Source organism: Thalassotalea sp. PLHSN55 (assembly GCF_052030545.1).
GTDB lineage: Bacteria > Pseudomonadota > Gammaproteobacteria > Enterobacterales > Alteromonadaceae > CANMXU01.
Genome location: NZ_JBPDIH010000013.1, coordinates 42,511 through 57,235, shown reverse-complemented (window position 1 = coordinate 57,235; position 14,725 = coordinate 42,511). Strand labels below are relative to the sequence as shown.

Genomic DNA, 14,725 nt, shown 5'->3' with positions numbered 1-14,725 from the left:
GCTGAAAAGCTTCGAAACGGCTTGCTGAAACACTCTATTGTGGTGTTCCTTATTTTTGCAAGGGAATAACCTTTGCTAAAAAAGCGACTTGCATTGAAGTGTTTTATCTCAAAGGGACGATCATTTATTTAATCAAATTGGTATCATTGGACTCTGAGATCTAAATAAGCGGCCTACTTTTTCAAGTGGCCGCTTTTTAGTGTTGAGTAACCCGTTAGGCGTTGAGTTTTATTCTTCTACTAATGTAAACGATACATCATCCACATAAAAATCAGCGGTTAGCTCATCTGATTCCGCATAAAGCAAGGCGACACTTTCTTCAGTTGTGATCGAGTGAGTATAAGTACCTGATAGTTGCACCCAATCCCCAGGGGCTACTGTGGTAACAGGCGTTAGTTCAAGGTAATCAGTACTTTCATGCTGTATTTCCAGTGTGAGTTTTATGCCGGGAGATACCGCGCTGTTATCATCCGCGAGTTTAACCCAAGCTGAAACGTTATAGGTTTCACCTGTTGTTAGTAACCCTTTAATATCCGTTTGAATACCGTTCCAAGTTGCTGTACGACTCGCCACTAAGGCACTATTGTCGCCACTGTGAGCTTGTGTAGTTGCTAAGGTTATGTTTGCATCTCCACGAGCTTGCCATGAGTCAAGTCCGTCTTCGAAGCTCGCGTTGGTCAGTATTTCATTCGAAGCTTCTGGTGCTTCTACCACTTCAATTAATTCTGCTAAAGCGTCAGCGAAACCTTGTAGCGCTGGTTTGGCGCTAAGGTCATTAAAAAATAAAAGTGGCCACTCGGTAGTAGGCTCGGGCCATGTTTGCAACCAACTGTCGCCGTCAACTACACCCCAAACGGTAATGCCACCACGTTGATCGACAGGCACGGTTTCTAAATACGTTTTAACAATGTCGTAATAGTATTGCTTTTGTTGATCAGCTCTTTCACTAGTTAGGTAGGTTAAAGGGGCACCGCCTTCATTGTTCATACGAACATCTAGCTCAGTAATTTTTACTTTAATTTTAGGGCGAATATCGACCACTTTTTGCAGTTGTGCTTGAATTGTTGCGATATCTGGGCTGTTAAGTGAAATATGAGATTGAAAGCCGATGCCGTCAATTGGTACACCATTGGTTTGGAAATCGTTAACCATGTCGATAACAGCGTCCAATTTATCGCCATTCCAAATTAGGTTGTAATCGTTGTAGTATAAATCGGCATCAGGATCTGCTGCTCTTGCGGCTTTAAAGGCTAACGGTAAAAATTCAGCACCAATATTTTCAAACCAAACAGATGCATCGGCACTGTCAGTGGTGGTTTTTTCACCGCGATATTTTCCATTCTCCATAAAGGCTTCATTAACTACGTCCCAGCTAGTTATGGTGTCGTTATCACCTTCTTCTTCAAAGTGAGTGGCGATTTGCGTGATATGATCTTCCATCATGGTCACCCACTCGTCTCTATCGCCTTCGAAGGTTTCCATCCAACCAGCGATTTGCGAATGCCAGATAAATACATGGCCGTGCACAGAGAGTGAATTGTCTTTTGCATAATTAACAAGTTCATCAGAATCATCATAGAAAAACTCGCCTTGCTCTGGCTGCAAATAAGTCGGTTTCATTATGTTTTCAGCAGATAACTGATTAAAGTGCTGTTCGATAAGCGTTTTTACTTCAGGTCTGTTGATGATGCTGTTACCAAAACCACCCGCAGGAACCGCAACACCAAGATGAAAATCAGGTGCTAGTGCCTTTAAGCTTTCAACGGTAACGGCACTGTATTCAACATCAGGAATTTCTTCAGCAGGTACGTCAGTTAAAATAACCCCTGAAAATTCGTCTATAAATATCGATTTGTCGATGTTTTCTTCTTTCGAAAAGTGAATGGCTAATCTGATTAACGTATCAGCTTCGCTAGTTGCTGCTGTTAGTGTAATTTGTTGCCACTCACCGGTTAGAGCTTCTTTTACAAGGCTGAGTTGACCATAGGCAGGCGCAGGTGTTTGCACCCAAAAATCTGCGCTAGTTCCCTCTTCTCCTTTTACCCAAACACTAAATTCATAGGTCTTACCGCCAATAACAGGAATGTCTTCATAGGCGATTTCAATACCCCAAGGGTTGTCTCCTAATGTACTAACAACAACTTCAACGGCTTTTGTACCTTTATAGCTATTAACTCCTTCTTCTGATTCGATTACTTCAATCGTAGAAGAAGCGCTTGCTTCTTGATCAGGTCTGAATATCCAATTGCCTAGCGGAGAGGTTTGACCCGCGGTATCTTCTTCAAAACTACCGTTGGTGATTTCCGCAGGGTCAGGGGTTTCTGTTTCTGGTTTTTCTGTTTCAGGCGGTGGCGGAGCTGGAGTTTCGGGAACTTCTACTTCTGGTACTTTTGTATCGTCGTTATTGCCTCCGCACGCCACTAAAAGTGACGCTAAAGCCACTATACCGGTGTAACGAATAATCGATTTCTTCATTTTATTATTCCTTATACTGAAGCAAAAAATAAGTTGTTTCGTAAAGCTTGCCACTATGAGAACATTTAAATGTAGGGAATATTAATAACCCCAAAAAACACTTCTATTCAATATGACTATAATTATTGGGTTGAAACAAAAAACTAGTTACTTCTATTATTATAATATTTTGCGTACATTAATTTTTACTAAGCGTTTAAAAACAAGCTTTCGATATATTGTTTATAAAGCAATGATTTAATAGATGGTTAAAGTTGAAATTTCGTATTTTATATCTTATCTATGAGGATATTGTTTTTAATTTAATCTAAAACCTATTATGTTATAGTCAAATTTACAATAATGTTCAAGTGTGTAATATAAATTATTTTTAGTTTGGTAAATATCAAACTGGAACCGCTTTTACTCACACACGTTTAACTTTTTTGTTAAAAACACTTAACAATTAGCGGATAAATCGTTTTACCTGTTGGGTTTAGGTTAGTATTGCTGAGGAATTTATTTAGTACAAATTACCAACTAATATAAAAATCATAAAAGCAGGCTAGATGCTAATTAGCCATGCGGGAGTAATACTTTGAACCGATCACCTTTAGTCTTTAGCACTGTGTTGTTATCTAGTTTTTTATTCTCTTGTTCAACTTCAACCATTAATAATGCAAACGAAAGCCATAGCGCACCACATGTCGATGGTTATCAATTGGTTTGGCAAGATGAGTTTAATTGTCAAAGCAAACTTGATGAGAATGATTGGAACTACGAACAGGGCTTTAAACGTAATTTTGAAGCGCAATATTATCAAAGTGATAACGTTAATTGTAATAATGGTATTTTGGAAATAACCGCTAAAAAAGAAGTGGTTGCCAATGCCGCGTACCAAGCTAAATCTAACAATTGGCGCAAGCAGCGTAAAAAAGCGTTTTATACCTCGGGTTCGATTAATACCAAAGGAAAACACAGCTGGCAGTACGGACGTTTTGAAGTAAGGGCGCGCATTAAAACACAAGATGGTTTGTGGCCTGCTATTTGGTTTTTAGGCAATGAAGGCAACTGGCCAGCCAATGGTGAGCTTGATTTAATGGAGTATTACCAAGGGAAAATTCTTGCGAATGCAGCGTGGGCAAAAGCTAAAAATGAAAAACCCAAATGGGATTCAGTTAAAACGCCAATGAGTGAGTTTAACGATCCGAATTGGGATGAGAAGTTTCATCTGTGGCGTATGGATTGGGATAAAGACTTTATTCATATGTACTTAGATGGCAAGCTACTTAATACAATCGATTTATCAAAGGCAGTTAACCCTGAGGGGAGATTTCCTAAACAGCCATTCCAACAGCCGCATTATTTATTACTGAATTTAGCGATTGGCGGCAGTGCTGGCGGTGACCCAAGTCAAACACCTTTCCCAAGCAAGTACGAAATAGACTTTGTTAGGGTTTATCAAAAACAGCCTTAGTCGTTAGGTTTGAGCAAAGCTAAAAAATAGCCAATAAAAAGCAGCGACTAAACGCTGCTTTTTTGGTGATGTTGTTTGTCACTAGATTTTAATCTTTAAAAGTAAACATGCGGGTAATGGTTTCATCTTTATCGATAAAATGATGTTTCAGTGCGCCAGCAACATGTAACACAATTAATGCAATTAAAACCCACATTAACGTACCGTGGATCTGGTGCCCTAAGCCGGCAATGCTTTCATTAATTGGCGTAGTTTTACCGGTAACCGCATCTATGTTTTTTGCTAGTAGTTCAAAGCCAAATACTTCAAGACCTTTACCGCCCGCTCCCGACATCATCATGCCTGACACTGGAAATAATACCGTTGAAATTATTAATCCCCAATGCACGAGTTTAGCGGCAGCATGTTGCAGCGCTGAGCTATTACCAACGGGTGTCGGCCAACCTTCCATTATGCGAACGAATATACGGTATATAGCGAAGGCTAAAATAATAATACCGATAGATTTATGAATAGGATATAAAGCAAAAGCTTCGGTTTCTTCCATGTAAATACCTACCGCAAGTAAGCAAATCATGGTGGTAGCGATAATTACGTGCAAATATTTTGATGTTTTAGAAATTGTCATAAGTTGCCCTTCTTGGTGATGATGGCGTCATATTAAGCTAGTCTCGGTTAAGTAAAGGTTAAATTTAATAATAATTGACCAAGGTTACAAAAGCCGTTGCCACAGTTTTACAATAGTTTTACTTAAAGGGCTGCTTTCTTTTCAACGATGAAACCACACTAGCTGATGTCTTTAGTCTAGAAAACTTGGTGAGAATTGCCAAAATAAGCTGTGAATTCGCGTCGCCATGAATAACTAAGGTGCTATTAACAAAGTGTTTTGATCACTTTGGCAGGGTTGCCTGCAATAACGAGGTTGTCGGCAAAGTTTTTGGTCACTACAGCGCCAGATGCAACGACAACATTATTACCTAAACTTACGCCGGAATTAATGGTTGCATGACCGCCTAACCAGCAATTGTCACCTATGGTGATTGGTTTGCTAAATTCTACACCGCTGTTTCGCTGTTCAGGATTAAGTGGATGACAAGCGGTATAAATACCCACTTGTGGCCCAACTAAACAGTTGTCGCCTATGGTAACGGTGGCGCAATCTAAAATAACGCAGCCAAAGTTCGCAAAAAAATTATCACCAAGATAAATATTACTGCCGTAATCACAGTGAAAGTTGGGCTCTATTTCAACATTACTGCCAACCTGTGCAAACAAGGTGGTGAGTATGTTTTGTCGTAGGCTTATTTGCGACGGTGTAGTTTGATTATATTGGTAGGTAAGTTGTCTGGCAGTTGAGCGCATTTCACCAAGCTGCTTATCGCTAGGCGTATAAAATTCACCCGCTAACATTTTGGTTAATTCGCTCATCTTAAACCTTGGTTTATTAGCTGCGCTGCATTTTCTCGAGCGCTTCGCCCATAATTTTATGAACGGCATTAACGCCTTGTAATGGGCGGATCATCACTTTAAATTCGGTAATTTTATTGTCTTGGTTCCATGAAATCATATCAACACCGTTAACAAATATGCCGTTAATTTCCGTTTCAAACTCGAGCAAGGCAAAACCGTCATCGTAAACCTGTCGCACATAGTTAAATGATTCATTGGCAATGGTCATTGCTGCGCCATACAAATACATTTTAGTTATCGCTTTGCCTTCTTGCACCGTATGTACCACGGGCGAGTATAGTTTTGCGTCGTCAGCGAGAATATCATCCAGTAAATTAATATCTTTGGTTTTAACGATTTCATGCCATTTTTTTATTGTTATTGGGATCATGCTGTTTCCTTAGAGCGTAAATAATTGCGCTTTGATGACGGTTAATAAGATAGTTTAATTATTACGCTAATTAAACGTTAACTTCAATCTAAGGTAACAGTGCAAATGAATCAACAGGAAGGTTTGAAATTAAAAAAGCACCCTAAGGTGCTTTTTCTACATTTTAAATAGGGAAATTTTCAGTTATTCAAAAAGTGGACGATTGGCAAGCCATACTTGCGGGGTACCGTTATTAATGTTCCATAACCCAGCTACTTGGTCACTAACCGTTAATATACGTAATGTATAGATTTCACCGTTATAATCAAAACTTAAGTGCGGATTAGCGCCTATCTCAGCTTCACTCCAACTTGAAACTTCAATATTACCCACGTTATGCCAGGTATTACCTTGGTAGCTGATTTCTTGAATGTTTAAGGTATTATCATTAACAAAGGTCATTTCTAAGAAATGGTCACCTGAAAGATGTTTAATCCAAGTTTGCTGGTTATTGCTGTTTAATAACGAGCTAGCAGCTAAATGAGTACTGTTATGACTACTTAGTTGCATGGCGTCATCATTATCAATTTCAGGCTCATAATTCTCCCAAATTTGAGGATACTGTCCCGATTGCTGTACTACCCAAGTATCATTTTGGGAATTGTCGATTAACCAGAACTCAAAAGCGGTTTGCTCATTTTTTTGATAAATAAGTTGGCCTGAATCACCTGTTATCGCATTAAAGTTAGTTACCTGATAAGAGGTGGACCATTCGCTATTTAATTCATAACGATAAAACTCTTTAAAGTTTATTTGTGGATCGCTTAGCCCTGTATTGTGATATAGGTATGTTGCTTTGTTTTCATTAACGCTTTTTCCTGCTATTGAAAGCACCCGTTTTTCAGGCATATAACGAGAGGTATAACTGCTTACATTATATTCAATATTATTAAGCTGAAATAACGGTTTATTGGTACCTATTGCACTGCCAGCAATTTTAGGTATGTTTTCACTCAGTGAATATGCCGTACCAGCATAGTTGCTATTAGTTAGTTTATTAACTAAATAACCATTGACTTGACGCTCTAATAAATAAAAATTAAGGTTCGCGTCTAACAATGAAATAGATAGGTGATTGTAGTTGCTGGTATTGATATACCAATGCCCTTGATCATCTGCTTTATTTGGAACACAGCCTAACCCTTCGCAGTTTCCAAGATAAGACCATGATGCATCACCAAAATCAGCTTGATAGAACTTAATATCAACAGTGCTCATGCCCATATCATCAGTTTGGCTAAAGGTCATTTCAAGTAACTTTAACTTGCCATCGTCGTCTTGATATTGGTGATACAAGGTTTTATGGTAAAAGTCGTTGGCTTCAAAAGTATCAAAGCCATGTAGCCTAACAATAAAAGGCTCTATTTCGGTACCTAATAGCGGAGAGTTAAATGATTTACTAACAATTGACTCATCAGCGGTATTTGAAGTGTCATAGACATTAACCGTTTTAGCATTATTGCTATTAAACTGACCATTCCATAACCAGCCAGAATAACTGTAGCTACCATCTTCGCTTGATATTGGCATATACAGGGTTTTGCTGTGTTGATTACTGACCTTAACAGATACTTGTGCTTCGAGGCCTAATTGCATGTCTAACCACTGGTGGCGGTAGTTTTGTAATTTCACTACACCGCTTAAGTTATAGTATTCATAACCAAGTGCTTGCATCTCAGCTTGTGTATAAGGGGAGCCTATATCGTCAGACAAAGCTTGACCATCAAAGTGAATAAGCCCACTTTCATCTATAGTAACTTCTGTTTCTCGCCAAGGTAATTCGCTATTTTCTTCATTATTGGGCCAAGTAAATATTATGTTATTACCTGAAACATACCATTGCCCAACGACATTACCGTTGATGTTTTCTATCCAAGCTTCATCTCCAACTTGTGCCTTGTAATAAGCCATGGTGACGGTCCCATCAGCGTTAAAAGTTAACTGCGCTTTGTAAATATGTTCATCGAGCTGAAGCGGTAAATCAGCATAGTGCTGTTGGTTAATTATTTTGCTGGCAATGCCAGGCTCAACTAAGCCGGCACCAACGCTTCGCATATCCCATAATTGGTTAACACCACCAGGGAAGTTTTTAGCTGATTTGGGGTTAGCAATGCCATCAACAAAGTGGCAGCTGTTTTCATTGTCAAAACATACCTGTGTTGCGGCTACGCCATCACCTTGGATATCTACTGGCGAGCCAAAGCCATAATCAATCACTTGGTCGTTATTATCAATAACTGCAACACCATCAAAAAAGTGAGTAGCGTCGCCATCATACCAATAAGGTACTTGGTAAATATCAGCATTTTTTAAGTTGATGTTTCGATAGCCAGATAAACTGCCACTTAATAAAATACTGTTACGAATATCAGCTTTAGCATTTATTTCCCCAGCAATCACCGAGCTATTAATAATTACATCTCCATCCATTCTGGATATATTTATATAGCTTGCTTCAATATTGCTGTTATAAAGCAAAGCATAAGATGGATTTATCAGCTTACTGGCAGTGATTGATGAGTTATATACCCAATGAATACCGCTAATATAACTATTAACAATGGTATTTCCATGCCACGAAGAATCTGAGTTAAGGGTGATTTCAACGTGGGTGATTGTTGAATAATCGAGTTCAACCTCTCGAGTATCAACATTATCAATAATGGTATAGCTTAACGTACTGTTATATATACTTAACTTAGGCTGTGTGTTGTCTCGATCGTAATTTTCATTTTCGATTAGTACAGGCTGGCCTAATATGCCATTAAAATTACAGTTACTAATATGAGGATTGGCATTACCAGCGATAGTGATGTGTAGGCCTGCATTTATTTCACAATTAGTTAATGAAGTGCCTTCACCTAACACTACCTTGCCTTGATTATTTTCATGGCTACTGGTTAATGTAATGCCGCTAATAGCTCCTGATAAAGGTTTATGGTTTCTATCTAAAGGGTTATAACCTAGTTGATGCTCTACATAGTCATTAATACCGTCACCATCAGAGTCAGCAAGGTGTATATCAGTATTAAGCACATATTCTTGCTCATCAGTTAGGCCATCGCCATCTCGATCATCGTCGTTAATATCGGCAATGCCATCGTTATCAGTATCAATAACAAAATTATCATTGCCTGGGTGAGAATTAGCATCTAATGGATTGTAGACAACAGGCGAGCCAAATTCAGACTCTAAAATAGATTGTGCTTCTTCTTGAGTATCGGCGTAGCCGTCGTTGTCATTATCATAATCTATATAATCGGGTGTACCGTCGTTATCAAAGTCAGCCGAGTATAAGTTTGGCCCGGTAATTACAGGGAATAAACGATTACCTTCTTGTTGATTAAATTGGCTACGACTTAATATCTCTTCAATGTTGGTAGTAGACCAATCATTAAAAGCAATATTAAAACGGTAGTTTTCGCCTTCTGTGGTTTCTTTTATGTGTGAATCGACATCAAAACTATTGTAATTAATTTTAGCAAAACCAGATGGTGTGAGTTCAGTTTTAATAAGCTGACTGTCGTTTAGGTTTTCAATTGAAACCTTGCTATTGGTCAGTGTTAATACTTTTCCAGATCCAATATGACCTTGAACTAAAGTTAGCTGGCTGTTTAGTGAATTATTTATATTGATGCCAAGAGGATTTTCCCAGTAATTAAAATTTGCAAGCGATACACCCTCTTTTTGATATTCAATGGTTGAATTATTAACTACATCTACTTGCAAATTTAAATGAGCAAAGTTGGTTATTTGAGTCATTTCAACTTCATCATAACTTTGAGTTTGTTCATTCCACAGGTAATCGGTATAAGTGTTTAATTCACCGGTACTATTACTAATAGTTGAGTTATCAACAGACGTAAATCGAACTTGATAATCACGGTAAGTATCATTTGGATTTTCAATTTTATGGTTAGCATTTAATAACTGTGAGCTGCTATTTTCTTTGATACTAATATCTGTAATATCTGCATTGTCGAAGACTAACTTACCGAAATAAGAACCTAGATTATCAGCATCATAAGTAAAATCAAAAAAGCTATAGATACCATCGGTTGATATTTTTACTCTCTGTTCATTGTTTCCTAAGGCTAAAAATTCACCTTCAACTAATATTTTTCGTTCGCTATCTGATGATTCTTCATCACTGGTTTGATTGGTGGTAAATGCTAGCTCGGCTCCTGGTAAAAGCACGATTCTAGCTGCTTCCGTGATTTTCATATTGGCCGTCAATTGATAAGGCGAGCGAGACGCTAACCAAACTTCATCAGATAACTTAACGCCACCTTCAACTACTGTTGGGCCTGCTAGAGCTGCGCCTGGCTGAGCAGATACAGACTCAGACATTTCGCTTTCATTACCATCAAAATCTAACGCGGTGACTTGATAGTAATATAAGGTATCATTTGCTGTTGTTGCATCAGCATAATAGGCGTTGGTGAGCAGTCCTTGATTATTAACTAAAATAAATTCAACATTATCAGTAGAACGATAAAGTTTGTAACCAATCACTGAGCTGTCATTGGCTTCCGACCAGATAACACCAACTTCATTGTTGCCAGCAAAAGCTTTAACTTTAGTTAGTTGAGTTGGGGCAAGTTTGTTTTTACCAATATACTCACCAGATTGGTCGGCGCTATCGGTCGCAACTATTTTATACCAAACATCCGAGTTAGCATTTAAGTTAGTTAAGGTTACCGAGTGATTTACGGATAATAATGAGGAAACAACCAATTCTTGGTTCATGCTATCACTAGCTTCACCATAAACAATAATACTGGTTGTTGCTTCGTCAGTAGTAAAAGAGAAACTCATTTCTTGGCTAGCAACGTCTGAATTAATTGCGACATTTTCAATGGTCGGTGCTGTTGATAAAACAACATGAGCTTGGGTTGCTAATGTTAAGGTGTTATTGGCTCTATCGATAATTGTTGCGTTAACAACCCCATCTATTTCATTGGCGGTTGAGATTAAAAGCTTGCGCTCATAAATACCGTCATTAGCGGTAGTGTCACCACCAGCACCATTATCTAATAAACGAATATCCTCAAATACACCAGCCAGGCTTGATGTAATAGTTGCGCTTTGTTCACCCGAAAGATCTAGTTTTACATGTAACTCATCTCCCTTGGTGCTAGCTCCTGTAGCGACAAAGTTATTAACGTTGATAGTTGTGTCTAATGTAATTGAGTCACTAACATCTGCTAAGGCATTACCGCTAACATCTTTGAAGGAGGCAACCACTTGCTGTAAGCCGTCGTTATTGTCTAGGCCTAATACGTGAGTTGTAGAGTAAGGAATCCAACCTGTTGAATAATCAGCTTGTGGTAACTGAATATTCATCTCAACAGCATCAGTATTGCCAATAGCTAAGTTTACCGTGGTTAAATTAGTATATGCAGCGCCTTGATTGATAACTAGATAACTTTGACGAAGGTTTTTATCTTCTAGGATGACATGTTCAGCGCCAGCTTCGAAAGTAATTGTTTCGATTGAGGTTTCCCAACCTTCGGCGGCACATTCTGATATAAATTGGTACTCACCTAAAGGTAGTACTTCAGAAAATAGGCCATTGTCAATTGGGTAGCTTTGTTCAAAATTATGGCCATTAACGGTTACTGTTAATTGATCAGAGCAGCCACTTGCTGCCGTTAAATTAAATTCTACTAAAGTATGAGTTTGTAATAATGTAACAGGCGCTATGTTAAAACTACCAAATTCGTTAACAACAATAGCGTCTGCTGAGTGATAATTTGCATACAGGTCTTTAGTAAAGGTAATACCTTGGCTATAGCCACCTATAGGCAATTGTACTTGCCACTGCCCTGTCGCATCTGTAAATGACTGATATTCAGTACCGTTCACTAAAACTGATATACCAGCATGATTTACTTGTTTTTCTAAGGACGCAGAACCTTTGATCGTACCTTGCAGTTGCGCTAAAGAAAAATCGTAAGGGATTGCGTAAGTTTCAACATCTGGAATAATTAATTGTGATGTTTGTGATACATAACCTGATTTAACGAGTTGTATTTGAAAATTACCGGTGGCAACTGGAGCTAAACTAAAGTGTCCTTGGTCGTCAGTTTGCGCAATTAAAGTACCTTGTGTACCGACTAAGCTGACTTGCACAGCCGACACCTCATCTCCACTTGCTAGAACGTGACCAGTTACTGATCTTGCTATCAGCTCAGTCATTTCTAGAGGGGTATTTGTATTTTGAATTACCTCGACTTGATGAAATTGACTGATAAAGCCAACTTTGCTTACGTTAAGGTCAACATTACCTACAGCTATACTATCTAAACTGAAGTGACCTTGGTTATTAGTTAAAACTTGTAAATTAGTACCAACGATTGAAACAACAGCTTCAGACACTGGGTTTCCTTGGTAATTTACCACGCCAGATATTGAACCAACTTCTTTTTCTAGCTCTGAAAAAGCTACGTTAACAGTTTGATTCGCTAAAACGACAAAGCTTGATGATAAGCTTTTACTAATATAGTCATCTTTTGCATATTGAATACCTTGGGTATAAGTACCTGTTGGTAAACTAACTTGCCAGAAGCCATTATAGTCGGTTTGAATAGGGGCTGATAAGGTTGGAATATTCACCGTAATATTTGAATTATCAGCATTATCTTTTAGTGAAACCACACCTGAGAGATAACCATATTGGCGTTGCAGATCTACTGAGTAAGGTAACGTGTAATTTTCATTGTTAGCTAAAGTAAAATTGATTATTTGATTGTCGTAGCCGTCAGCTGAAGCAGACAATTGATAATTTCCAACAGGTAGAGCACGAAAAATAAACTCACCATCCGAGTTTGTTGTCGTTGTTACTTGCCCTAATAATTTTCCGCCGCTCAATACTATAGAAGCATTAGCTAAAATTTCTCCTTCTGCAGTTATATGCCCATTAAAGAAGTGTGGCTCTAGTTTGTAGGGTTCATTATTTGATTGTGTATCTTGTGTTATTGATACTTCTTGTTCAAAATTTTGGTAACCATCATTGCTAATTTTTAGAGTAAACTCACCAATAGGTACACTATTGAAAACGAAATGTCCTTGCTCATCGGTTATCGTAGTCAAACCTATAGGAGATAATAATACTGAAACGCCAGCAAAAGGGGTGTCATTTTCATCAACAAGTTGACCTGAGTAATCACCCGTATAGCTTTGTAAATATGCAGTCTCTAAAACTAAGTTGGTTGCCGGAGTTAAGGTGATTTCACTACTTAGCTGGCCATAATTAGCATGAATATAATTAACTTGATAACTACCAGCAGGTAAGCCGTTAATGACAAAAGAACCGTCTCTGGCAGAAATAGCTTCTTTGTCAGTGCCTTCTATTGAAATTATTACACCAGCATGCGTAAGCTCTCCTGCTTGATCAGACAGGTTAATGAAACCTATGACACCGGACTCTTGATTAACTATTGGCTGTAAGAGAATTTGATTTACCAGTGTTGTTTGACCATTGGTAACCTTTATATTATCTATTTTAGAAGCTTTAAAGTCATTGTTGGCAACGATAACACTGTAGCCTTCACCAACGGGGATACCTGAAAATTTGTAACGACCAGATGTGTTGGTAATAGCAGTGAAGGTAGAGCCATCAGCTGCTTTAGCATATACAACAAAATTGCTATTGTTTTCTAGACCATTCGCTTTAACTTGGCCAATTAAACTACCTTTTTCGTTATGAAGAACAATAGTTTTAAGGTCTAAAGTTGTATCTGAATCAATGATAAAGCTGGTTAGTTTACTGATATAGCTTGTATGCTCTATAGCGAGAGAATACTCTCCAGCTGGAAAGCCTGTAAAGGTAGCTACACCATTCTCATCGGTAATAACTGTTAACCCCAATGGTTGTAAAGTCACTAAAGCATTTTCAATAGGTTCATTGGTAATTGAAGAAATATACTGAGCTGTAACATTTGAATTTGGTAGTAAATCTTCTTCATTTATATCCGTTATGTTAGTTTCTTCATCAGGTGTAACCGAAATATCATCAACTTTAACTCCCTCATTTGTTTCGCTATTCACAACTATTATTGAATAGTTATCGCATGCAGGAACGTCAGTGGTAAAGCTACCATCAGTAGATAATTCAAGCTCTATGGGATGAGTTACAGGCTCTTCTAATTGTACCGTTTCAGAATCAACTTCAGTGTTCTCTATTTGAACTTCTTCAGCGGGTAAGTCGGCTCCTGTGCATTCTGAAACCAGAACAGCCTGAGTATCTGCCTTATTTTCACTTAATGTCGAGATATGCTTCGCGGATTTTCCTTTTGGGATTGAAAATAAATCAATGGATATTTTACCTGATAATGTGCCTTTACCTGATAAGCTAACTGTTTCAACTTGCTCTTGTATTTCGCCATTTGTGCCATGACAAATATAGCGAGTGCTGTAGTATTCATTTTGATCAAGTAAACCATTGGCATTTGTATCAACGCCGGTAATTAATTTAATGCCACCATTCTTACAGTGTTCACCTTCAGGCTCATCAATAATATCAACTAAGCTTGCTGAACCATGACATACATCTTGGCTTCCTGTAATTTCATTACTATCTAGTTTATTATTGTCATTTTGATCAATACCTGAATGCACAATAATTCCACCATAAGGGCAGTTTGTACTTGCAGGTAGAATTGATTGACTAGTTTTTATACTTTTATTTGTTCCATAGATTGGATCTGGTGTCGTTGGAGTGTCGCTAGGAGAACTTTCAGAACCCCCACCCCCACACGCTGTTAAAAAAAATATAAATAAGAGCTGAGCCAGCTTTTTTATTGGCATAATACTTCCTTGTTATATGAAAATGTAATTAATTGTATTTTGCATTATGGTGCAATATTAGTCAAAAAACATATGTAAAATATGTATTTACAATTAATAAAAAT

The 14,725-nt window shown here is 38.0% G+C and carries 6 protein-coding genes; 1 reads left to right on the top strand and 5 read right to left on the bottom strand.

From position 1 onward, the window contains the following. Window positions 1-228: 228 nt before the first annotated feature. Complete coding sequence (locus tag ACRRSQ_RS19020; protein ID WP_440877361.1) at window positions 229-2,475, bottom strand: endo-1,4-beta-xylanase; 2,247 nt, start codon at window positions 2,473-2,475, stop codon at window positions 229-231. A gap of 577 nt (window positions 2,476-3,052) precedes the next feature. On the opposite strand from ACRRSQ_RS19020, the gene ACRRSQ_RS19015 reads away from it, so the two are divergent. Beyond that, window positions 3,053-3,931 (top strand): glycoside hydrolase family 16 protein, encoded by an 879-nt coding sequence (locus ACRRSQ_RS19015; protein ID WP_440877360.1) that lies wholly within the window; start codon window positions 3,053-3,055, stop codon window positions 3,929-3,931. Window positions 3,932-4,019: 88 nt separating this feature from the next. Here the strand turns inward: ACRRSQ_RS19015 and ACRRSQ_RS19010 are convergent, their stop codons facing one another. The 4 genes from ACRRSQ_RS19010 to ACRRSQ_RS18995 all read right to left on the bottom strand — a co-directional run bounded on the left by ACRRSQ_RS19010 (window position 4,020) and on the right by ACRRSQ_RS18995 (window position 14,621). Further along, window positions 4,020-4,559, bottom strand: coding sequence for a cytochrome b (locus tag ACRRSQ_RS19010; protein WP_440877359.1), 540 nt, complete (start codon window positions 4,557-4,559; stop codon window positions 4,020-4,022). A 245-nt stretch (window positions 4,560-4,804) separates the two neighbouring features. Then, complete coding sequence (locus ACRRSQ_RS19005; RefSeq protein ID WP_440877358.1) at window positions 4,805-5,359, bottom strand: sugar O-acetyltransferase; 555 nt, start codon at window positions 5,357-5,359, stop codon at window positions 4,805-4,807. Window positions 5,360-5,375: 16 nt separating this feature from the next. Beyond that, complete coding sequence (locus tag ACRRSQ_RS19000; protein WP_440877357.1) at window positions 5,376-5,771, bottom strand: hypothetical protein; 396 nt, start codon at window positions 5,769-5,771, stop codon at window positions 5,376-5,378. Between the two features lie 183 nt (window positions 5,772-5,954). Beyond that, window positions 5,955-14,621 carry a carboxypeptidase regulatory-like domain-containing protein gene (locus tag ACRRSQ_RS18995; protein ID WP_440877356.1) on the bottom strand — a complete coding sequence of 2,889 codons (8,667 nt, stop codon included), beginning with the start codon at window positions 14,619-14,621 and terminating at the stop codon, window positions 5,955-5,957. Window positions 14,622-14,725 lie beyond the last annotated feature (104 nt).

What these genes read in the sequence shown, in the direction of transcription:
- ACRRSQ_RS19020 (WP_440877361.1), bottom strand. Translation starts at nt 2,475, where the DNA reads ATGAAGAAATCGATTATTCGTTACACCGGTATAGTGGCTTTAGCGTCA.
- ACRRSQ_RS19000 (WP_440877357.1), bottom strand. Translation starts at nt 5,771, where the DNA reads ATGATCCCAATAACAATAAAAAAATGGCATGAAATCGTTAAAACCAAA.
- ACRRSQ_RS19010 (WP_440877359.1), bottom strand. Translation starts at nt 4,559, where the DNA reads ATGACAATTTCTAAAACATCAAAATATTTGCACGTAATTATCGCTACC.
- ACRRSQ_RS19005 (WP_440877358.1), bottom strand. Translation starts at nt 5,359, where the DNA reads ATGAGCGAATTAACCAAAATGTTAGCGGGTGAATTTTATACGCCTAGC.
- ACRRSQ_RS18995 (WP_440877356.1), bottom strand. Translation starts at nt 14,621, where the DNA reads ATGCCAATAAAAAAGCTGGCTCAGCTCTTATTTATATTTTTTTTAACA.